This is a genomic window from Fulvivirga sediminis (assembly GCF_016757215.1).
Lineage (GTDB): Bacteria > Bacteroidota > Bacteroidia > Cytophagales > Cyclobacteriaceae > Fulvivirga > Fulvivirga sediminis.
This window is the reverse complement of sequence record NZ_JAESIY010000001.1, coordinates 575136-595562: the sequence shown is the minus strand read 5'-3', so window position 1 is coordinate 595562 and position 20427 is coordinate 575136. Positions and strand designations below refer to the sequence as shown.

Genomic DNA, 20427 nt, shown 5'->3' with positions numbered 1-20427 from the left:
AAACTAATAATGGAAGCCAAAAAGACTAAAAAAGCCGACTTGAGAAGAAAATCTGGGCTTTTCTTCCAGATAGGTCTACTGCTGGCCATGTGTCTTGTAGTTTTTGCTTTTGAATTCAAAAACTATGACGAAGGTGGGCAAGTAGAAACGGCTCAAGTTCAAGATGATTTTGAAGACTTGTTGGAAATACCACCAACAGAACAGCCACCGCCACCACCTCCAAAAGTTCAGCAACCTGAAATTATAGAGGTGCCCGATGAAGAAGAAATCGAAGAGGAAATTGAAGTAGACCTTGATGTTGAAATTACTGAAGAAGAAGTAATTGAAGAAATCATCGTTGAAGAAGCTCCTGAAGAAGAAGTTGCCGAAGAAATCTTCCAAATAGTGGAAGATCCAGCGCAACCACCAGGTGGATATCCTGCCTTCTACAAGTTCGTTGCTGACAAACTAAAATACCCTGCTCAAGCTAGAAGAATGGGTATAGAAGGAAAAGTATTCGTTCAGTTCGTAGTGGACACCGATGGTACTTTAACCGATGTTCAAGCTGTAAAAGGTATAGGCGCTGGTTGTGACGAAGAAGCTGTAAGAGTGATCAAAAGTGCACCAAAGTGGAGTCCTCCAAAGCAAAGAGGAAAGCCTGTAAAGCAAAGAATTATATTACCTATTACATTTAAGTTAGGTTAAGACATAAAGAGCCCGATAACAATCGGGCTTTTTTTATGCTCAATTTCTAAGCTAATTCTATCAATAAATCAATGGCTAATCATTCTCTAGCAAAAGTAAAAAGAAAGACCATATAACCTCTACTTCACTATCAACCTTATTCGAATAAAATACCACACTTATATGTACAGCCTGCAAGACTCCACAAATAACTTTATTTTTAAAAGAGGGCTAAGCGTTCTAAAAGACAAAACCAATTAAAAGGCCCGACAGAATAATCACGGGAGGGGGAACCTTAGTAAAGGTTAGTAAAGAGAAGGTACAAACAGTTACTGATATATTAAGTATATTCACCTCTAACGGCAGAAACATCAAAAAAGCAGCCGATACCACCATACCTGCACTCGCAGCATTTATTCCTTCCAAAGAAGCCTTAACCATACGATACCTCTTCAAACTCTCCCAAAAACGAATTACGAAGAAAATAAGAAAAGTGCCCGGCAAAAAAATCCCTACTGAAGCAGAGATAGCACCTAATATTTGTCCACCAATCCCATAGTTCTTCATAGACAATGCTCCTATATAGGAACAAAAAGAAAACACAGGCCCTGGAACTGACTGAACTAAAGCATAACCGGATAAAAATTCCTGTGAGGTCAAGTAATGCTTAAATTCAACAAACTCACCGTAAAGAAAAGGAATGAGCACTTGTCCACCTCCAAAGATCAAGCTCCCATTACGATAAAAGTTCTCTAAAAGAAGAATAGGTCTATATCTTGTAAAGTGTCCTAATACCGCTATAAAAACAAAAAAACCGGCCCAAAGAATAAAATTAGCCCAACGAATTTTTATGCCTTCTTTTTCTTCTATGGGTTGTGCTTTATATTTCAAAGCAGTAAAAGCACCTCCAATAATTAACATTGCAGGAAATGCAAATGGAGAACCAGAACCAAAAGTCAATGAAGCTATTAAGGCCAATAGCCATAAAACAGCAGAGGTCTTTGTTTTAACGACCTTGCGAGATATCTTTAGCCCTGCATAAGCCACAAATCCTACAGCCATTGGCTGAATAAAACGGGTGAATTCAGTAGATTCTAACTGAGATATGGTAATACCTGCAACCGTCATGATAGTCACTGCAGGTATTATCCATACGAGTAATGTTAAGTAAGCCAAGTTAGGTCCACCTATCTTAAAACCTATGGCAGTAACCGTTTGGGTGGACGTTGGACCTGGGAGAATCTGACATAAGGCATTCAGCTCTATTAAATCCTCCTCAGTAAGATATCCCCTCTTCTTAACCATAAGGTCAAACATAATGGCAATATGCGCCTGCGGTCCTCCAAAAGCACTCACAGCCAACACTAGCACATCACGTAGGAATATGAAATATCTAACTCGCTTGAACAACGCTTACTTCTTTAAGCCTATTTCAGCTAATCGTTGATTTAGAAATTCGCCAGCAGTGATATCGTCAAATTGCTTGGGATGATTAGCATCAATACAATTATCTAAACACGTCAAATCCATATCTGATCTTGGGTGCATGAAAAACGGAATGGAAAAGCGACTACTTTTCATTTGATCTTTAGGAGGATTAACCACTCTATGTATCGTAGACTTCAATTTCTTATTTGTCAACCTCTCTAGCATATCACCAACATTTACCACTAGCTGCTCTGGCAATGCAGTGATAGGAATCCATACGCCATCTCTCCTTAAAACCTGTAAACCATCCGCACTAGCCCCCATAAGCAAGGTAATTAGATTAATATCTCCATGTTCCGCAGCTCGAACAGCATCTTCCGGCACCTCATCAGGCTTTTCTATAGGAAAGTAATGGATTGGTCGCAAAATGCTATTTCCATTTCTTACTTTATCATCAAAATAATTTTCCTCAAGCCCTAAATAAAGAGCTATAGCCCTAAGCATCTCCACACCAGTTCTTTCCAACTTCTCGTAAACTTCAATGCCAATCTCCAAGAACTCTGGCTGCTCATTGACAGCAACATTATCAGGATATTCATCTTTAATGCTATCTCCATCTTTCACCTCCTGGCCAATATGGAAAAACTCTTTAAGATCTCCTGTCTTTCTTCCCTTGGCATGCTCTTTTCCCTTTCCAACGTAGCCACGCTGCCCTGCTAAACCCTCAATTTCATATTTCTGCTTAACCTCATCAGGAAGAGCAAAAAACTTCTTTATACTAGCATATAAAGTCTCCGACATTTCATTGGTAAGATAATGTCCCTTTATTGCTACAAACCCTATATTATTGTAAGCGTTACCTAAGTCCTCTACAAACTGTTTTCGTTCAGCGTCAGTTCCATTGCGAAAATCATTTAAATCTAATGACGGAACCTCATCATATAAAATATCAGGCATATTATTTCATTTAGTGTTCAACCATGCTAAAATACATTAAATATTCGTCAATTCATCGTCCAGTAAAACGGAAACTAACACCATAAAGGCTTGAAAGAACTTGATTTTTATCATAAAAAAAGCCCTGCTTAATTAACTCAAGCAGGGCCTTCTTATTTCTTAATTGAAACAGTTAAACTTTGATCTCAACATCAACACCACTAGGCAATTCTAGTTTCATTAAAGCGTCTACAGTCTTAGTACTGTTAGAGTATATATCAACTAATCTCTTATAAGTACATAATTGAAATTGCTCTCTTGATTTTTTATTAACGTGAGGCGATCTCAACACAGTAAACTTCTCCTTAATTGTAGGAAGCGGAATAGGCCCACTAACTACAGCTCCGGTAGTCTTTACCGCTCTTACGATCTTCTCAGAAGATTTATCAACCAAATTATGATCGTAAGACTTTAATTTTATTCTAATTTTTTGATTCATAACTTTATTAATTAACAGCCGCTCCTTTTACATCTTCAATCACCTTTTCTGCCAAGTTCTTAGGAACTGGGTCATAATGTGAGAAGGTTAGTGATGCAGTAGCTCTACCAGAAGTAATCGTTCTTAAGTCAGTCACATATCCAAATAATTCAGATAACGGCACTGTAGCTTTAATAACCTGAGAATTACCTTTAGTATCCATTCCTCTCATCATACCTCTTCTCTTGTTAAGGTCTCCAGTAACTGATCCCATATACTCTTCAGGAGTTACTACTTCAACTTTCATTACCGGCTCTAACAATTGCGGTCCGGCCTTTTTAGCTGCTGCTTTGAAACCTAATCTAGCTGCCAATTCGAATGATAATGCATCTGAATCCACATCATGGAAGCTACCATGGTACAACTCAACTTTCATTGCTTCGATTGGATATCCAGCCAAAGGTCCATTCACCATTGCTTGATCAAATCCTTTTTGTATGGCAGGAATAAATTCCTTAGGAATAACACCACCAGTAATGCTGTTTACAAACTGTAAACCAGGCTTGATGTTCCCATCCTCATCAGGCTCTGCAGGGCTCAGTTTAAATACGATATCCGCAAACTTACCTTTACCACCTGACTGCTTCTTATATACTTCCTTATGATCAACTAAAGTAGTGATATCTTCCTTGTACGCCACCTGTGGAGCACCTTGGTTAACCTCTACTTTAAATTCTCTTCTTAAACGATCCATGATGATATCGAGGTGAAGCTCACCCATTCCTCTAAGAATGGTCTGACCTGTCTCTTCATCTGTGTTCACTTGTAGCGTAGGATCTTCCTCTACCAACTTCGCAATAGCCATACCCATCTTATCCACATCAGCTTGTGTCTTAGGCTCAATAGCATAACCAATTACAGGCTCAGGGAATACCATAGACTCAAGTACGATCTTGTTACCTTCGTCACAAAGAGTATCTCCTGTTTTTATATCTTTAAATCCTACAACTGCGGCTATATCGCCAGCATGTAACTTATCAATCTGATTCTGCTTGTTAGCATGCATTTGGAAAATACGAGAAATACGTTCCTTCTTATTAGTTCTAGTGTTAAACACATAAGAGCCTGAATCCAACATTCCAGAGTAAGAACGAACAAAACAAAGTCTACCTACAAATGGATCGGTAGCGATCTTAAATGCAAGAGCACTAAAAGGTGCATCAACTGAAGGCTTTCTAGAAACCTTTTCTTCAGTATCAGGATTAGTACCTACAATGTTATCTCTATCTAATGGAGAAGGTAATAATTCCATCACATAGTTAAGCATTGTTTGAACACCCTTGTTTTTGAAAGCAGATCCGCACAACATTGGAACGAAAGCTAAATCAATTGTAGCCTTTCTTAAAGCTGCAATAACCTCGTCTCTAGTAATAGATTCAGGATCTTCAAAATACTTTTCCATCAAAGTTTCATCGTATTCAGCCACTGCCTCTAACAGGTGCTCTCTGTAGCTATCTACGTCTTCTTTCATGTCGGCAGGAATTTCAACCTCACTAAATGTCATACCAAGGTCTTCTTCATTCCAAACCATAGCTTTCATTTCAACTAGGTCTACCACACCTTTAAATGTAGCCTCAGCTCCGATAGGCAACTGTAAAGGAACTGCTTTAGTTCCTAACATCTCCTTCACTTGCTTACATACATTTAAGAAGTCTGCTCCATCTCGATCCATTTTATTTACGAATCCGATTCTAGCAACCTTGTAGTTATCAGCTAATCTCCAGTTTGTCTCTGATTGAGGCTCAACACCATCAACAGCACTAAAAAGGAATACAAGACCATCTAAAACCCTTAGTGATCTGTTTACCTCCACTGTAAAGTCAACGTGTCCTGGAGTATCTATAATGTTAATGTGATACTGCTCTCCGTTATAAGGCCAAAATACAGTAGTTGCAGCAGAAGTAATAGTAATACCTCTTTCCTGCTCCTGCTCCATCCAGTCCATAGTAGCTGCACCGTCATGCACCTCACCAATTTTGTGGCTTACTCCAGTATAATACAGAATACGTTCTGTAGTTGTAGTCTTACCAGCATCGATGTGTGCAGCGATACCTATGTTTCTTGTTAATCTAAGATCTCTTGCCATTTTAAAAGATATTAAAATCTAAAGTGTGAAAATGCTTTATTTGCTTCAGCCATTCTGTGAGTATCATCTTTCTTCTTCACAGCAGCTCCTTCACCCTTAGAGGCAGAAATAATTTCACCCGCAAGCCTATCACGCATGGTTTTTTCTCCTCTTAATCTAGAGTAACGAATCATCCACTTAATTCCTAGAGTAATTTTTCTATCAGGACGCACTTCCATAGGAACTTGAAAAGTTGCACCTCCGACTCTTCTACTCTTCACCTCTACAGAAGGCATGATATTATTCAATGCTTTCTTCCAGGTTTCAAGACCATTTTCACCAGTCTTATTTTCTACTTGCTCTACAGCTTCATAAAAAATGTTATACGCAATACTTTTTTTGCCATCCACCATTAGGTAGTTTACAAACCTGGTAACAAGTGTATCTTGAAACTTAGGATCTGGCAGAATATACCTTTTCTTTGGTTTAGCTTTTCTCATTCTATTCTACTGATTTATTTTTTGGGCCTTTTTGCACCGTATTTTGATCTTCTTTGCAGCCTACCATTTACTCCGGCTGTATCCAGCGCACCACGAATAATGTGATACCTAACACCTGGTAAATCTTTTACTCTACCACCTCTAATAAGCACAATAGAGTGTTCTTGTAAATTGTGTCCTTCACCAGGAATGTAAGCGTTAACTTCCTTACCATTAGTAAGTCTAACCCTTGCTACTTTTCTCATAGCCGAATTCGGCTTCTTTGGGGTAGTAGTATATACCCTTGTACATACTCCTCTTCTCTGAGGACACGAATCAAGAGCTGGTGACTTCGACTTAGACACCAATTTCTTTCTCCCCTTTCTTACCAATTGTTGAATAGTAGGCATTATATAATCTTTAGTTTTATACCTTTTTTAAAATTCGGACTGCAAAGGTAAAAAAACAGTCCAATTATTCAAATAGTTTAAATAAATTAATTATCAATTATAAACAAGACTTTCCCTGTTTTGTGAGGAAAGTCTTGTTTTGAATATCCTTTTATAAAGCTTATCAGGCCTCTCCTACTGTACCCCCAAAATTTAAGGGGAACTTTGGTGCCTCTTCAGTCTTTTTTATAGGGCCGAACGTATCCTCATATCTTTGAATATTATCATTCAAAGCATTAAGCAAACGTTTAGCGTGCTCCGGAGTAATAACAATTCTGGATTTAACCTTTGCCTTTTGAACTCCTGGCATAAGACGAATAAAGTCTATTACAAATTCACTGTTTGAGTGAGCAATCATAGCCAGATTCGCATATACACCTTCAGCTGTTTCTTCTGAAAGCTCTATATTGATCTGATTAGGATTATCTTTCTTTTCTTTATTATCGTCAGCCATTTCTAATTAGTTATTCTGAAGTTCTTTTTGCTTTGCATCTTCCTTAGATGCAACCAATCCATCATACTCCTCTTGAGAACCAACAATTACATCTTTGAAATATCTCTGTCCTGTACCTGCAGGAATCAAATGCCCTACAATAACATTTTCTTTCAAACCTAACAGTTGATCTGCCTTACCTCTAATTGCTGCTTCACTCAAGACTTTTGTAGTCTCCTGGAATGATGCTGCTGATAAGAAACTTTCTGTTTTCAATGAAGCTTGAGTAATACCTTGCAAGGTAGGTTTAGATACCGCTGGCATAGCGTCTCTTACCTGTACAAGTTTCAAATCTTTACGCTTTAACGTAGAATTCTCATCTCTTAGCTCCCTTGGGGTAACTATCTGACCAGGCTTGAAGTTTTCAGAGTCACCAGCATCGGTAACCACTTTCTTATCAAGTACCAAGTCATTTTCTTCTCCAAACACAAACTTATCAACTATCTCATTAGTCAAGAAACTGGTATCTCCTGAATCAAGAATCTGTACTTTCTGCATCATCTGACTTACGATCGCCTCAATGTGCTTATCGTTAATTTTCACACCTTGCAAACGGTATACTTCCTGAATTTCATTTACCAAATACTCTTGTACCGCTGTTGGTCCTTTTATCGCCAAAATATCAGCAGGAGTAATTGCTCCATCAGATAAAGGATAACCCGCTTTCACAAAGTCATTATCCTGCACAAGTATGTGCTTAGATAGCGACACCAGATATCTCTTCTTAATACCGTCTTTAGACTCGATAAAGATTTCTCTGTTACCACGCTTTATACCTCCATAAGTTACTACACCGTCTATCTCAGAAACTACAGCAGGATTTGAAGGATTTCTCGCTTCAAACAATTCTGTAACTCTAGGAAGACCCCCTGTAATATCTCTTGATTTACCCATAGTTCTTGGAATCTTAGCTAAGATTTGTCCCGCTTTGATTTTATCCCCATCGTCTACAGCTAAGTGAGCTCCTACAGGTATGTTATAAGATTTACCATCGTTCTTACCATTAATTCTAATGGCAGGGTTCTTAGTTTTATCTTTAGTATCTGTAATTACTTTTTCTCTATGGCCAGTTTGTTCATCTGACTCCTCTTTATAGGTGATTCCTTCTATAATTGATTCGAACTCAATAGTACCATCAAATTCTGAAAGAATAACGGCATTATAAGGATCCCAGAATACAAGCTCATCACCTTTCTCTACTTTCTGCCCTTCTTTCACCTTCAAGAAAGCTCCATAAGGCACGTAGTTAGTCATTAGCACTGTTCCCTTTTTCTCATCAACTACTTTGATCTCACCAGTACGTCCCATGATTACCTCTATCTTCTCACCTTCTTTGTCAGTGGTTTTGATAGTTCTAACACCTTCGAATTCGATTACTCCATCAAATTTAGCTTTGATGTTAGCATCTACCGCAATGTTAGAAGCAGTACCCCCAACGTGGAAAGTTCTAAGAGTAAGCTGAGTTCCTGGCTCTCCGATTGACTGTGCTGCAATCACACCAACAGCCTCTCCGGAATGCACCATCTTACCTGTTGCCAGGTTACGACCATAACATTTAGCACATCCTCCTTGCTTAGTTTCACAAGTAAGGAGCGATCTAATTTCTACTTCCTCAATATTACTTTCATCAATAGTCTTAGCTATTTCTTCAGTAATTTCATCACCTGATTCACAGATTAATTCATCTGTAATCGGATCGTAAATATCATGAACGGATACCCTACCTAAGATTCTTTCAGATAATGCTTCCACTATATCTTCATTGTCTTTCAATGCAGATACAGTAAGACCTCTCAAAGTACCACAATCATCCTCGGTAATTACTACGTCTTGAGCAACATCAACCAAACGTCTGGTTAAGTAACCCGCATCCGCAGTTTTCAATGCTGTATCGGCAAGACCTTTACGTGCACCGTGAGTTGAAATAAAGTACTCTATTACATCAAGACCTTCCTTAAAGTTAGAAAGGATAGGGTTTTCAATGATAGCACCAACAGAACCAGCAAGATTCTTTTGTGGCTTAGCCATCAATCCTCTCATTCCACCTAACTGACGGATTTGCTCTCTAGAACCCCTTGCGCCTGAGTGCATCATCATATAGATAGAGTTAAATCCTTGATCATCCTCAGCTAGCTGAGTCATCAAAGTATTTGTAAGCTGAGTATTGATCCTGGTCCAGATATCAATTACCTGGTTATATCTCTCATTATCAGTAATAAGACCCATAAGGTAGTTATTCCATACTGCATCAACCTCTTCTTTCGCCTGATTTACAAGCGCCTCTTTCTCTTCTGGAATAGCTACATCATTAAGTCCCATTGAAAGACCGCCTTTATAAGCCATCTGGAAACCAAGCTCTTTAATATCATCTAGGAAGTGAGCTGTTCTAGCCATTCCTGATACCTTAAAGATGTCAGAAATAATTTGTTGAAGCTTCTTCTTAGTTAAGAGTTCGTTAACAAAGCCTACTTCTTCCGGCACATATTGGTTTACAAGAACCCTTCCCGCTACTGTTTCCAGTAAAGTGTTTTCTAGCTCACCTTTTTCGTTACGAACTTTAGTTCTAACCTTAATATATGCATGCTTAGAAAGCCTTTTTTCATTTATGGCTATAATAACCTCTTCAGCACTATAGAAACTTCTGTTTTCTCCTAATACCGGGTTATCTTCTGTTCCTCTACGTCCTTTAGTTACATAGTAAAGACCTAACACCATATCCTGAGAAGGTACCGTTATAGGTGCTCCATTAGCAGGGTTTAGGATGTTATGAGATGAAAGCATCAATAACGAAGCTTCCAACACAGCCTCTTGACCTAAAGGTACGTGTACCGCCATCTGGTCACCATCAAAGTCAGCGTTGAATGCTGTACATACCAATGGGTGCAACTGGATAGCTTTTCCTTCTATAAGTTTAGGCTGGAAAGCCTGAATACCTAATCTGTGAAGTGTAGGAGCACGGTTAAGCAATACAGGGTGTCCTTTCAATACGTTCTCAAGAATATCCCATACTACCGGATCTTTTCTATCCACTATTTTCTTAGCAGATTTCACCGTTTTAACGATACCTCTTTCTATCAGCTTACGGATGATAAACGGCTTAAATAATTCCGCTGCCATATCCTTAGGCAAACCACATTCATGTAGTTTCAATTCTGGACCTACTACAATTACAGAACGACCTGAATAATCCACCCTTTTACCTAATAAGTTTTGACGGAAACGTCCTTGCTTTCCTTTAAGCATATCACTTAAAGATTTTAAAGCTCTATTACCATCAGATCTTACCGCATTGACTTTTCTTGAGTTATCAAACAGTGAATCCACTGCTTCCTGAAGCATCCTTTTCTCATTTCTAAGAATTACTTCTGGTGCCTTTATATCAATTAGTCTTTTCAGACGATTGTTTCTGATAATTACCCTTCTATAAAGATCATTCAAATCAGAAGTAGCAAATCTACCACCATCCAAAGGAACCAAAGGTCTCAATTCAGGAGGAATAACCGGTACCATTCTGATCACCATCCATTCAGGACGATTTTCAATTCTAGTTTTTGCTTCTCTGAAAGCTTCAACAACTTTAAGTCTTTTTAAAGCCTCAGCTTTTCTTTGCTGTGAAGTATCAGTTGCAGCCTGATGCCTTAACTCATAAGAAAGAGTGTCCAACTCAGTTCTTGCCAATAACATCTCTAGAGCCTCAGCTCCCATTTTGGCAATAAATTTATTTGGATCATCATCATCTAGCAATTGATTCTCACGAGGCATCTTATCTAGTATATCCAGATATTCATCCTCAGTAAGGAAATCCATTTTTGCTATACCATCCTCTTCTTTGATACCTGGTTGAATAACCACATACCTTTCATAATAAATGATTTGATCCAGCTTCTTAGTAGGTAACCCTAGTAAGTAACCAATTTTATTTGGCAACGACTTGAAATACCAGATGTGAGCCACAGGGACAACTAACTCGATATGTCCCATTCTTTCCCTTCTTACCTTCTTTTCAGTAACTTCAACACCACACCTGTCACAAATTATACCTTTATATCGTATCCTCTTATACTTTCCACAGTGGCACTCCCAGTCTTTCACAGGCCCGAAAATACGCTCACAGAACAAACCACCCATTTCCGGCTTATATGTTCTGTAATTAATAGTTTCAGGTTGAGTAACTTCACCATGAGAGCTCTCTAAGATAGACTCAGGTGATGCCAAACTGATAGTAACCTTGGAAAAGTCGAGGTTTAGCTTTTTATTCTTTCTGAATGACATAATTTGAATATTTGATGTCTATGTTCAAGAGGCTCTCACCTCTTGAACACATGTAATTTTTATATTAGTCTAAAGTGATTTCCAACGCTAATCCACGAAGTTCGTGTACCAGTACGTTGAACGACTCAGGTATATTTGGCTTTTTCATGTTTTCTCCTTTAACAATTGCCTCATATGCCTTAGCTCTACCAATAACATCATCCGACTTGATAGTAAGTATCTCTTGCAACACGTTTGATGCACCAAAGGCCTCAAGTGCCCAAACCTCCATCTCACCAAATCTCTGACCACCAAACTGGGCTTTACCTCCCAATGGCTGTTGAGTAATAAGTGAGTAAGGTCCGATAGATCTAGCGTGCATCTTATCATCTACCAAGTGACCTAGTTTAAGCATATAAGCTATACCTACTGTTACTGGTTGGTCAAATCGCTCTCCAGTGAGACCATCATACAAATATGCTCTACCATAATCAGGTAAACCTGCTTCACTCAATTCTGCAGCTACTTCTTCCATAGAAGCTCCATCAAAAATTGGAGTAGCATACCTTCTACCTAATTCTAACCCGGCCCAGCCTAAAACAGTTTCATAAATCTGACCCAAGTTCATCCTTGACGGTACACCAAGAGGGTTCAAACATATGTCCACAGGCGTTCCGTTTTGAAGGAATGGCATATCCTCGTCTCTAACGATTTTAGCAACAACCCCTTTATTTCCGTGTCTACCTGCCATTTTATCACCTACTTTCAGTTTACGCTTCTTAGCGATGTAAACTTTAGCCAGCTGAACAATGCCTGCAGGTAGCTCATCACCTACTTCAAGAGTAAATCTTTCACGCTTAAATTCACCAGCGATCTCATTCCTCTTGATGTTATAACTCTTCACAAGCTTGAACACGATATCATTAACTCTCTCATCAGTAGTCCAATTATCAAGGATAACATCTGAAACTAAGTTAACTTCCTCAGGAACGTTATAAGTACTTTCATCCTTATAAATGTTCTTCTCTGGGAATAAATTGTGCTCTATATTTTTACCAGAAAACTTAACTCCTTTGCTAATAAGCTCATCTCCAAATTTATGCCTAACGCCCTGACTGGTTTGACCATCCAACAGCGTAGTTAATTTTTCGATCATCTGAGCTCTTAACCCTAGAAGTTCTTTGCTGTATTTGCTCTTAAGGATTTCAACCTCCTTCTTAGATTTAGCTCTTAACTCCTTATCCTTCTTCGGTCTAGAGAAAAGCTTTGTATCTATAACTACACCTCTCAATGATGGTGAAGCTTTAAGAGAAGCATCCTTAACATCACCAGCCTTATCTCCGAATATAGCTCTCAAAAGCTTTTCTTCAGGAGTAGGATCAGTCTCACCCTTAGGAGTAATTTTACCAATTAGAATATCGCCTTCTTTTACTTCAGCTCCCACTCTAATGATACCATTTTCATCTAAATGTCTTACAGCCTCTTCACTAACGTTAGGAATTTCAGAGGTTAGTTCTTCTTCTCCACGTTTAGTATCTCTTACTTCAAGCTCATACTCATCGATATGGATTGATGTATAAATATCATCTCTAACCACCTTCTCAGAGATTACAATAGCATCCTCGAAGTTATATCCTTGCCAAGGCATGTAAGCAACTCTTAGGTTTCTTCCTAAGGCAAGTTCTCCACCTTGAGTAGCATAACCTTCTACTAATGGCTGGCCTTTCAAAACTCTTTCTCCTTTTTTAACGATAGGAGTAAGGTTAATACATGTATCTTGGTTAGTTCTTCTAAACTTAATTAGATTATAAGTCTTAGTATCTTCATCGAAGCTAACAAGAAGATCATCCTCCGTCATATCATATCTAACAACGATTTTCTTCGCATCAACAAAGTCAACTACTCCATCTCCTTCAGCTAACACTAAAGATCTAGAATCTATAGCTACGCGTCCTTCAAGCCCTGTTCCTACTATTGGAGCTTCAGGCTTCAATAATGGCACCGCCTGGCGCTGCATGTTTGATCCCATCAATGCACGGTTAGCATCATCATGCTCCAAGAATGGAATTAAAGATGCTGCAACTGATACAATCTGATTAGGCGCAACGTCCATATACCTTACCTCAGCAGGTTCTACTACAGGGAAGTCACCCTCAAATCTTGCCTTTACTCGTTCATTAACAAAATCACCAGTATCTTTAAGAGGTGCATTCGCCTGAGCAATATTATGAGTATCTTCCTCTTCGGCTGTTAGGTATTTAACATCACCTGTCATATCTACCTTTCCTTCATTTACTTCTCTATAAGGAGTTTCAATAAAGCCCATATTATTCACTTTTGCGTGAACACATAATGAGGAAATCAGACCAATGTTTGGTCCTTCAGGTGTTTCAATTGTACAAAGACGACCGTAGTGAGTATAATGAACATCTCGCACCTCGAAACCAGCTCTTTCTCTAGAAAGACCACCAGGACCTAAAGCAGACATTCTTCTCTTGTGAGTTACCTCCGCAAGAGGATTAGTTTGGTCCATGAATTGTGACAACTGATTAGTCCCGAAGAACGAATTAATAACAGAAGATAATGTCCTTGCATTAATCAAGTCCACAGGTTTAAAATCTTCGTTATCTCTAACGTTCATACGTTCTTTGATAGTTCTAGCCATTCTAGCAAGACCTACACCGAACTGAGTATATAACTGCTCTCCAACAGTTCTTACTCTTCTATTACTTAAGTGATCTATATCATCTACTACGGCTTTAGAGTTAATTAACCCTATCAGATACTTTACGATAAGTATAATATCTTCAGTAGTAAGTACTCTTTGCTCAGAGTCAATGTCAAGACCTAACTTCTTATTTATTCTATATCTACCAACTTCTCCTAAATCATAACGCTTCTCACTAAAGAATAAACTTTGAATAATGTCTCTAGCCGTTTGCTCATCAGGAGCCTCAGTATTTCTTAACTGTCTATAGATTTGTTCAACAGCTTCCTTCTCAGAGTTTGAGTTATCCTTAGCAAGCGTATTGAAAATAATTGTAAAATCTGTAACGTTTACGTCCTCTCTATGAAGAATAATAGACTTAGAACCTGAATCTACAATAGTTTCTATATCCTCATCTGTAAGCACGTGATCCCTTTCGAGTAACACCTCGTTACGATCAATAGAAACAACTTCACCAGTATCTTCATCCACGAAGTCTTCCGTCCAAGTTTTAAGTACCCTGGCAGCAAGTCTTCTTCCTTCAGCATCCTTCAAATCTTTCTTAGTGGCTTTCACCTCTTCAGAAAGACCAAAAAGATCAAGTATATCCTTATCTGTTCCATAGCCTATTGCACGAAGCAAGGTAGTAACAGGGAATTTCTTCTTTCTATCGATATAAGCATACATAACGTTGTTTACATCGGTAGCAAATTCTATCCATGACCCTTTGAAAGGTATAATTCTAGCAGAATAAAGCTTTGTACCATTAGTATGTTTACTTTGAGCAAAGAACACACCAGGGGATCTGTGTAACTGAGATACTATAACCCTTTCAGCTCCATTTATCACAAAAGAACCCTTTTTGGTCATATAAGGTATATTCCCTAAGAACACTTCCTGCTCGATAGTTTCAAAATCCTCATGATCTTCATCGTTACAGGTAAGCTTCAATTTGGCCTTTAAGGGCACCGAGTACGTAAGCCCTCTATCGATACACTCATCAACAGAGTATTTTGGAGGATCAACAATATAATCAATGAACTCCAACTCAAAATTTTCTCTGGAATCAGTAATGGGAAAGTTCTCGGAGAAAACTTTGAATAATCCCTCCTGTTCCCTTTTTTCTGCCGGTGTTTCTAGCTGAAAAAAGTCCTTAAAGGATTGTAACTGTATATCAAGGAAATCAGGATAATCTATAATCTTCTTAATGGAAGAAAAACTGATTCTTGCGTTTTCTTTTTTACTAGCCAAAGCTTTTAAAATTTAAATTACAAGATTTTGTAAATGGCAGTAAGAACTTTAAAGTTCCTGCGCCTTAATGTTTGTTGAATGTAAAGTATCTACAAACAGCAAAAGACCCCGATTAATACCGGGGTCTAACTTTTTGTTAGACGACCTAGAGTATGTCGCCAAGGCTTATTTCAACTCAACCTCAGCCCCAGCTTCTTCAAGCTGCTTTTTAAGAGCTTCAGCTTCATCCTTAGCTATGCCTTCTTTGATAGCTTTAGGAGCGCTATCTACGATTTCTTTAGCTTCTTTAAGACCTAATCCAGTTAATTCTTTCACCAATTTCACGATAGCCAATTTAGCTCCACCTGGTGATTTAAGGATTACATCAAATTCAGTTTGTTCAGCTCCAGCAGCATCACCATCACCGCCAGCAGGTGCAGCAACAGCCACGGCTGCAGCAGCAGCAGGTTCGATACCATGCTCTTCTTTAAGGTACTCTGCTAGTTCATTTACTTCTTTTACTGTAAGTTCAACTAGTTGATCTCCAAGTGCTTTAACGTCTGCCATTTTATTCTTATTTAGTCAATTATTCTTTTTTAATTAATTAATTTTCTCGTTCGGATAATGTTTTAATCAAACCTCCAAGTATATTTTTTCCACTTTGAAGAGCAGAAACAACATTCTTAGCAGGTGATTGAAGTAAACCAATAACCTCACCAATGAGCTCTTGCTTAGACTTAAGCTCGCTCAAAGTTTTAAGATTCTCTTCACCAAAGAAGAAATCTCTATCTACGGAAGCAGCCTTTAACGAAGGTTTTGCAACACCTTGTTTCTTTCTATATTCAGTAAGTACTTTTCCTGGCAAATTAGCCACCTCTTCTGAAAACAAAATCCCAGAGAATCCCTTCAGGCTTTCATTCAAACTTTCGAAGTCTCCCTCTACGTTTTGTAAAGCTTTTTTGATCAAAGAATTTTTGTATACTCCATACTCCACTCCCTTATCGAAACAAACACGTCTAAAAGCATTTACCTGACCTACAGATAAACCCGACGCATCAGTGATATAGAAATGGGGGTTCTTATTGAACTTTTCAGTAAGAGAATCTATAATTTCTGATTTTTCTTGCCTTGTCATGATTTTAATCCTGAAATTGATTGTTTGTCAATAGTTATCGAAGGACTCATAGTAGAAGAAATGTTAATTGTTCTAAAATAAGTTCCTTTTGCAGAAGCAGGCTTTAACTTGGCAACTGTTTGTAACATTTCCTGAATGTTTTCGGTAATCTTCTCAGGAGAGAAAGATGCCTTTCCAACACTCACGTGAATGATACCAAACTTATCAACTTTGAAATCGATCTTACCAGCTTTAATATCCTGAACAGCTTTACCTACTTCTAGAGTTACGGTACCAGACTTAGGATTAGGCATTAAGCCTCTTGGTCCTAAAACTCGACCTAACCTACCCACTTTAGCCATTACTGTAGGCATGGTAATGATAACATCTACATCAGTCCATCCACCTTCAATTTTCTTAATGTAATCATCAAGACCTACGTAATCCGCTCCAGCGTCTTTAGCCTCTTGTTCCTTATCAGGAGTACATAAAACAAGAACGGTTAAATCCTTACCAGTACCATGAGGCAATGTAACAACCCCACGCACCATTTGATCAGCTTTTTTCGGGTCAACACCCAAACGGATATCTAGATCTACTGAAGAATCAAATTTAGTGTAAGAAATTTCTTTCACCAGACTTGAAGCCTCTTCTAAAGCATATTCTTTAGTAGAGTCTACTTTTTCGCGAGCCGCTTTCTGATTTTTTGTCAGTTTTGCCATTGTGCTTTTATTTTAACTCCAAGGAGCTGTTCCAGTTACTTTTATTCCCATACTTCTAGCGGTTCCTGCTACCATTCTCATAGCTGACTCAACCTCAAAAGCATTCAAATCAGGCATCTTAGTTTCAGCAATGGTTTGCACTTGCTCCCAAGTAACACTACCAATCTTAGTCCTGTTTGATTCGGCTGATCCTTTTTTCTTTTTAGCAGCCTCTAAAAGCAACACTGCCGCAGGAGGGGTTTTTACTACGAAGTCGAATGACTTATCGCTATAGATTGTTACCAAAACAGGTAACACCTGTCCCTGTTTTTCTTGCGTTCTAGCATTAAACTGCTTGCAGAAGTCCATGATATTGAGACCCTTAGAACCTAATGCAGGACCAACTGGAGGTGATGGGTTAGCCTGGCCACCTCTTATCTGCAATTTCAAGTATCCACTAATTTCCTTAGCCATTATCTTAATCTAATTTTTCTACTTGCATATAGTTCAATTCAACAGGGGTATTCCTGCCAAATATTTTAACCATGACATTAAGTTTCCTTCTTTCTTCAAAAACCTCTTCAACAGTACCTGTAAAACCACTGAATGGACCATCCATTACTTTCACAGATTCGCCGACTATGTATGGTGTTTCTAATTTCTCCTCGAATTCGTCAATCTCATCAACCTTACCTAAGATTCTATTCACTTCAGACTGACGTAAAGGAACAGGGTCCTTAGAAGATCCTGTACCATTGTTTCCCAAAAATCCTATAACTCCAGGAACACTTGTTACCAAGTGATTAGCTTCTCCATTGCTCAGATCTGCAGAAACGAGAACATAACCAGGGAAAAAGTTTCTTTCTCTTACCCTTTTCTTTCCATTCCTCATCTCATAAACTTTCTCTGAAGGTATTAATACCTGAGGAACAAAATCAGTCAATTTCTCACGTTCTACCTCAGTTTCAAGATAAGCTTTGACTTTCTTCTCCTGACCACTTACGACTCTAACCACATACCATTTAAGATCACTCATTATCTAGTCTGATTAAAATTGGTCGTAAAATAAGTCCATCCCAGTTTGGAAAACGTAATCCATTAAGCCTATTAATAACGCAAAAATAAAAGATGCTACAAGCACTAATATAGAACTACTCTGTAATTCACTATACTTAGGCCATGTAACCTTGTTTTTCATTTCGTCATACGACTCAAGAATAAAAGATTTTAACTTTTGCATCTGGCTTACTTTTTAATGTTTTGCACGGGTGGAGAGACTCGAACTCCCAGCCAATGGTTTTGGAGACCACTACTCTACCAATTGAGCTACACCCGTTTATTTCTGTTACTTTGTTCTATTATGAGGATAATTATTAAAGTTCTTTAAATGACTTCCGATAATACCACCTCAAAATGGTTTGCAAAGGTAATAGAAAGTTTAAGAAAATAAAAGCGTTCCGATAAAAATCGAAACGCTTTTAAAAGAATATTTTATATTATTCTATGATTTCAGTTACCTGACCTGAACCCACTGTTCTACCACCTTCTCTGATAGCGAATCTAAGTCCTTTTTCCATAGCTACTGTGTTGATCAACTCAACTTCAATAGATACGTTATCACCAGGCATAACCATTTCAACGCCTTCTGGAAGCATAATCTCGCCAGTAACGTCAGTAGTTCTTAAATAGAACTGCGGTCTGTATTTGTTAAAGAAAGGAGTGTGACGTCCACCTTCTTCTTTAGAAAGAACATAAACCTCTGCCTTAAACTTTTTATGAGGAGTTACAGAACCTGGTTTACAGATTACCATACCTCTCTTAATGTCAGTTTTTTCAATACCTCTAAGAAGAAGACCTACGTTATCACCAGCCTCACCTCTATCTAATATCTTTCTGAACATCTCAACACCAGTAACTGTAGACTTAAGTCCTTCAGCACCCATACCAAGAATATCAACAGGATCTCCAGAGTTAATAACACCTCTTTCGATTCTACCAGTAGCCACAGTACCACGACCAGTGATAGAGAATACATCTTCAACAGGCATTAAGAAATCTTTGTCGATAAGACGCTCAGGAAGAGGGATATAGCTATCAACAGCCTCCATCAATTCTTCAACTTTAGCAACCCACTCAGGCTCTCCGTTAAGAGCTCCAAGAGCTGAACCTTGGATTACAGGAAGATCATCACCAGGGAAATCGTAATCAGAAAGTAATTCTCTAATTTCCATTTCAACAAGTTCTAATAACTCAGGATCATCTACTAAGTCAACTTTGTTCATGAATACCACAAGAGCAGGTACACCTACCTGACGAGAAAGCAATATGTGCTCTCTAGTTTGAGGCATAGGACCGTCTGTAGCAGCCACAACGATGATAGCGCCGTCCATTTGAGCAGCACCAGTAACCATGTTCTTTACATAGTCAGCGTGACCAGGACAGTCAACGTGAGCATAGTGACGGTTCTCAGTAGCGTACTCAATGTGAGAAGTATTAATTGTAATACCTCGTTCTTTTTCTTCAGGAGCGTTATCGATTGAAGAGAAATCTCTGTTATCAGCAAGTCCTTTGTCTGACAATACTTTAGATATTGCCGCAGTTAAAGTAGTTTTACCGTGGTCAACGTGACCGATTGTACCAATATTCACGTGGGGTTTTGAACGGTCAAAATTTTCTTTAGCCATATTTGAAAATCCCTAGTTTAGTTAAAATTATATTCGTTATTTAAATTATCGCTTCTTTCTAAATGCGTATAGAGAACCATCTTACCGCCATTATCTCTAATAAACGGAAATGATCCCTACATCATTCGACTTACCCTTACGGCCAAGAAATTAATTCTAAACCAAAAGAGCCAAGAAGGGGAATTGAACCCCCGACCTCTTCCTTACCAAGGAAGCGCTCTACCCCTGAGCTATCTCGGCTGATTTTCTGAGCCAGGAAATACATTATTTAAACAATGTCCTACCTCTAGGCAGGCTTCTTGGCCCAATGCCGAGAACTGGCAGGCGCTTTACCTTGAACTCAAAAAGAGCGGGAGACGAGGTTCGAACTCGCGACCTACAGCTTGGAAGGCTGTCGCTCTACCAACTGAGCTACTCCCGCTTGAATTCCATACAAATTTCTTGGAAAAGAAGTAATTTTCAAAACACTTCCAAGATCTGTATTAAACATTAAATCTATAAAAGAGTGGGGGGAGCAGGATTCGAACCTGCGTAGGCTTGCGCCAACGGATTTACAGTCCGTCCCATTTGGCCGCTCTGGTATCCCCCCAAAGCATCTTTCTAATAAAGAACTCCTTTGATTTTCGGCTGTTTTTGTGTGCCTTTTGATCAAAGAGAGTGCAAATCTATGCGCTTTTTTCTTTTATTCA

At 38.6% G+C, this 20427-nt stretch carries 17 protein-coding genes and 4 tRNA genes; 1 reads left to right on the top strand and 20 read right to left on the bottom strand.

Going from position 1 to position 20427, the window contains the following annotated elements; all coding sequences use genetic code 11:
• Positions 1 to 9 precede the first annotated feature (9 nt).
• Positions 10 to 684 carry an energy transducer TonB gene (locus JL102_RS02675; RefSeq protein ID WP_202242125.1) on the top strand — a complete coding sequence of 225 codons (675 nt, stop codon included), beginning with the start codon at positions 10 to 12 and terminating at the stop codon, positions 682 to 684.
• Positions 685 to 903: 219 nt separating this feature from the next.
• Here JL102_RS02675 and chrA read toward each other — a convergent pair whose 3' ends face one another.
• The 20 genes from chrA to JL102_RS02575 all read right to left on the bottom strand — a co-directional run bounded on the left by chrA (position 904) and on the right by JL102_RS02575 (position 20327).
• Positions 904 to 2073, bottom strand: a complete 1170-nt coding sequence (gene chrA / locus JL102_RS02670) for a chromate efflux transporter (protein WP_202242124.1) — start codon at positions 2071 to 2073, stop codon at positions 904 to 906.
• A 3-nt stretch (positions 2074 to 2076) separates the two neighbouring features.
• Positions 2077 to 3048: an isopenicillin N synthase family dioxygenase gene (locus JL102_RS02665; protein ID WP_202242123.1), complete on the bottom strand. Its 972-nt coding sequence runs from the start codon at positions 3046 to 3048 to the stop codon at positions 2077 to 2079.
• Between the two features lie 172 nt (positions 3049 to 3220).
• Positions 3221 to 3526: a 30S ribosomal protein S10 gene (rpsJ, locus tag JL102_RS02660; protein WP_009581876.1), complete on the bottom strand. Its 306-nt coding sequence runs from the start codon at positions 3524 to 3526 to the stop codon at positions 3221 to 3223.
• A gap of 7 nt (positions 3527 to 3533) precedes the next feature.
• Positions 3534 to 5651 (bottom strand): elongation factor G, encoded by a 2118-nt coding sequence (gene fusA / locus JL102_RS02655; protein ID WP_202242122.1) that lies wholly within the window; start codon positions 5649 to 5651, stop codon positions 3534 to 3536.
• A gap of 11 nt (positions 5652 to 5662) precedes the next feature.
• Positions 5663 to 6130 (bottom strand): 30S ribosomal protein S7, encoded by a 468-nt coding sequence (rpsG, locus tag JL102_RS02650; protein ID WP_202242121.1) that lies wholly within the window; start codon positions 6128 to 6130, stop codon positions 5663 to 5665.
• Positions 6131 to 6144: 14 nt separating this feature from the next.
• The gene (gene rpsL, locus JL102_RS02645) at positions 6145 to 6519 is read right to left on the bottom strand and encodes a 30S ribosomal protein S12 (protein ID WP_202242120.1); all 375 of its coding nucleotides are present in this window, start codon (positions 6517 to 6519) and stop codon (positions 6145 to 6147) included.
• 163 nt (positions 6520 to 6682) lie between these two features.
• Positions 6683 to 7012 (bottom strand): DUF3467 domain-containing protein, encoded by a 330-nt coding sequence (locus JL102_RS02640; RefSeq protein ID WP_202242119.1) that lies wholly within the window; start codon positions 7010 to 7012, stop codon positions 6683 to 6685.
• Between the two features lie 6 nt (positions 7013 to 7018).
• Entirely contained in the window at positions 7019 to 11323 is a 4305-nt protein-coding gene (gene rpoC, locus JL102_RS02635; protein ID WP_202242118.1) for a DNA-directed RNA polymerase subunit beta', read from the bottom strand.
• A gap of 64 nt (positions 11324 to 11387) precedes the next feature.
• Positions 11388 to 15260 (bottom strand): DNA-directed RNA polymerase subunit beta, encoded by a 3873-nt coding sequence (rpoB, locus tag JL102_RS02630; RefSeq protein WP_202242117.1) that lies wholly within the window; start codon positions 15258 to 15260, stop codon positions 11388 to 11390.
• 165 nt (positions 15261 to 15425) lie between these two features.
• Positions 15426 to 15806 carry a 50S ribosomal protein L7/L12 gene (gene rplL / locus JL102_RS02625; RefSeq protein ID WP_202242116.1) on the bottom strand — a complete coding sequence of 127 codons (381 nt, stop codon included), beginning with the start codon at positions 15804 to 15806 and terminating at the stop codon, positions 15426 to 15428.
• Positions 15807 to 15843: 37 nt separating this feature from the next.
• Positions 15844 to 16374, bottom strand: coding sequence for a 50S ribosomal protein L10 (gene rplJ, locus JL102_RS02620; protein ID WP_202242115.1), 531 nt, complete (start codon positions 16372 to 16374; stop codon positions 15844 to 15846).
• Positions 16371 to 17075 carry a 50S ribosomal protein L1 gene (gene rplA / locus JL102_RS02615; protein WP_202242114.1) on the bottom strand — a complete coding sequence of 235 codons (705 nt, stop codon included), beginning with the start codon at positions 17073 to 17075 and terminating at the stop codon, positions 16371 to 16373. The genes rplJ and rplA overlap by 4 nt, the downstream gene beginning before the upstream one ends.
• Before the next feature lie 12 nt (positions 17076 to 17087).
• A complete protein-coding gene (rplK, locus tag JL102_RS02610) occupies positions 17088 to 17528 on the bottom strand; it encodes a 50S ribosomal protein L11 (RefSeq protein ID WP_202242113.1) in 441 nt (146 codons plus the stop codon).
• A 4-nt stretch (positions 17529 to 17532) separates the two neighbouring features.
• On the bottom strand, positions 17533 to 18090 hold the full coding sequence (gene nusG, locus JL102_RS02605) for a transcription termination/antitermination protein NusG (protein WP_202242112.1): 558 nt from the start codon (positions 18088 to 18090) through the stop codon (positions 17533 to 17535).
• A gap of 12 nt (positions 18091 to 18102) precedes the next feature.
• Positions 18103 to 18294, bottom strand: coding sequence for a preprotein translocase subunit SecE (secE, locus tag JL102_RS02600; protein WP_202242111.1), 192 nt, complete (start codon positions 18292 to 18294; stop codon positions 18103 to 18105).
• Between the two features lie 23 nt (positions 18295 to 18317).
• Positions 18318 to 18390: transfer RNA gene (locus JL102_RS02595), tRNA-Trp, on the bottom strand.
• Between the two features lie 160 nt (positions 18391 to 18550).
• Complete coding sequence (gene tuf, locus JL102_RS02590; RefSeq protein ID WP_202242110.1) at positions 18551 to 19738, bottom strand: elongation factor Tu; 1188 nt, start codon at positions 19736 to 19738, stop codon at positions 18551 to 18553.
• A gap of 168 nt (positions 19739 to 19906) precedes the next feature.
• A tRNA-Thr gene (locus JL102_RS02585) sits at positions 19907 to 19978 on the bottom strand.
• Positions 19979 to 20086: 108 nt separating this feature from the next.
• Positions 20087 to 20159, bottom strand: a tRNA-Gly gene (locus JL102_RS02580).
• Between the two features lie 85 nt (positions 20160 to 20244).
• Positions 20245 to 20327 (bottom strand) — tRNA-Tyr (locus JL102_RS02575).
• Positions 20328 to 20427 lie beyond the last annotated feature (100 nt).

What these genes read in the sequence shown, in the direction of transcription:
- tuf (WP_202242110.1), bottom strand. Translation starts at nt 19,738, where the DNA reads ATGGCTAAAGAAAATTTTGACCGTTCAAAACCCCACGTGAATATTGGT.
- rpsL (WP_202242120.1), bottom strand. Translation starts at nt 6,519, where the DNA reads ATGCCTACTATTCAACAATTGGTAAGAAAGGGGAGAAAGAAATTGGTG.
- nusG (WP_202242112.1), bottom strand. Translation starts at nt 18,090, where the DNA reads ATGAGTGATCTTAAATGGTATGTGGTTAGAGTCGTAAGTGGTCAGGAG.
- secE (WP_202242111.1), bottom strand. Translation starts at nt 18,294, where the DNA reads ATGCAAAAGTTAAAATCTTTTATTCTTGAGTCGTATGACGAAATGAAA.
- rplJ (WP_202242115.1), bottom strand. Translation starts at nt 16,374, where the DNA reads ATGACAAGGCAAGAAAAATCAGAAATTATAGATTCTCTTACTGAAAAG.
- JL102_RS02640 (WP_202242119.1), bottom strand. Translation starts at nt 7,012, where the DNA reads ATGGCTGACGATAATAAAGAAAAGAAAGATAATCCTAATCAGATCAAT.
- fusA (WP_202242122.1), bottom strand. Translation starts at nt 5,651, where the DNA reads ATGGCAAGAGATCTTAGATTAACAAGAAACATAGGTATCGCTGCACAC.
- rplL (WP_202242116.1), bottom strand. Translation starts at nt 15,806, where the DNA reads ATGGCAGACGTTAAAGCACTTGGAGATCAACTAGTTGAACTTACAGTA.
- JL102_RS02675 (WP_202242125.1), top strand. Translation starts at nt 10, where the DNA reads ATGGAAGCCAAAAAGACTAAAAAAGCCGACTTGAGAAGAAAATCTGGG.
- JL102_RS02665 (WP_202242123.1), bottom strand. Translation starts at nt 3,048, where the DNA reads ATGCCTGATATTTTATATGATGAGGTTCCGTCATTAGATTTAAATGAT.
- rplA (WP_202242114.1), bottom strand. Translation starts at nt 17,075, where the DNA reads ATGGCAAAACTGACAAAAAATCAGAAAGCGGCTCGCGAAAAAGTAGAC.
- rpsG (WP_202242121.1), bottom strand. Translation starts at nt 6,130, where the DNA reads ATGAGAAAAGCTAAACCAAAGAAAAGGTATATTCTGCCAGATCCTAAG.
- rplK (WP_202242113.1), bottom strand. Translation starts at nt 17,528, where the DNA reads ATGGCTAAGGAAATTAGTGGATACTTGAAATTGCAGATAAGAGGTGGC.
- rpoC (WP_202242118.1), bottom strand. Translation starts at nt 11,323, where the DNA reads ATGTCATTCAGAAAGAATAAAAAGCTAAACCTCGACTTTTCCAAGGTT.
- rpsJ (WP_009581876.1), bottom strand. Translation starts at nt 3,526, where the DNA reads ATGAATCAAAAAATTAGAATAAAATTAAAGTCTTACGATCATAATTTG.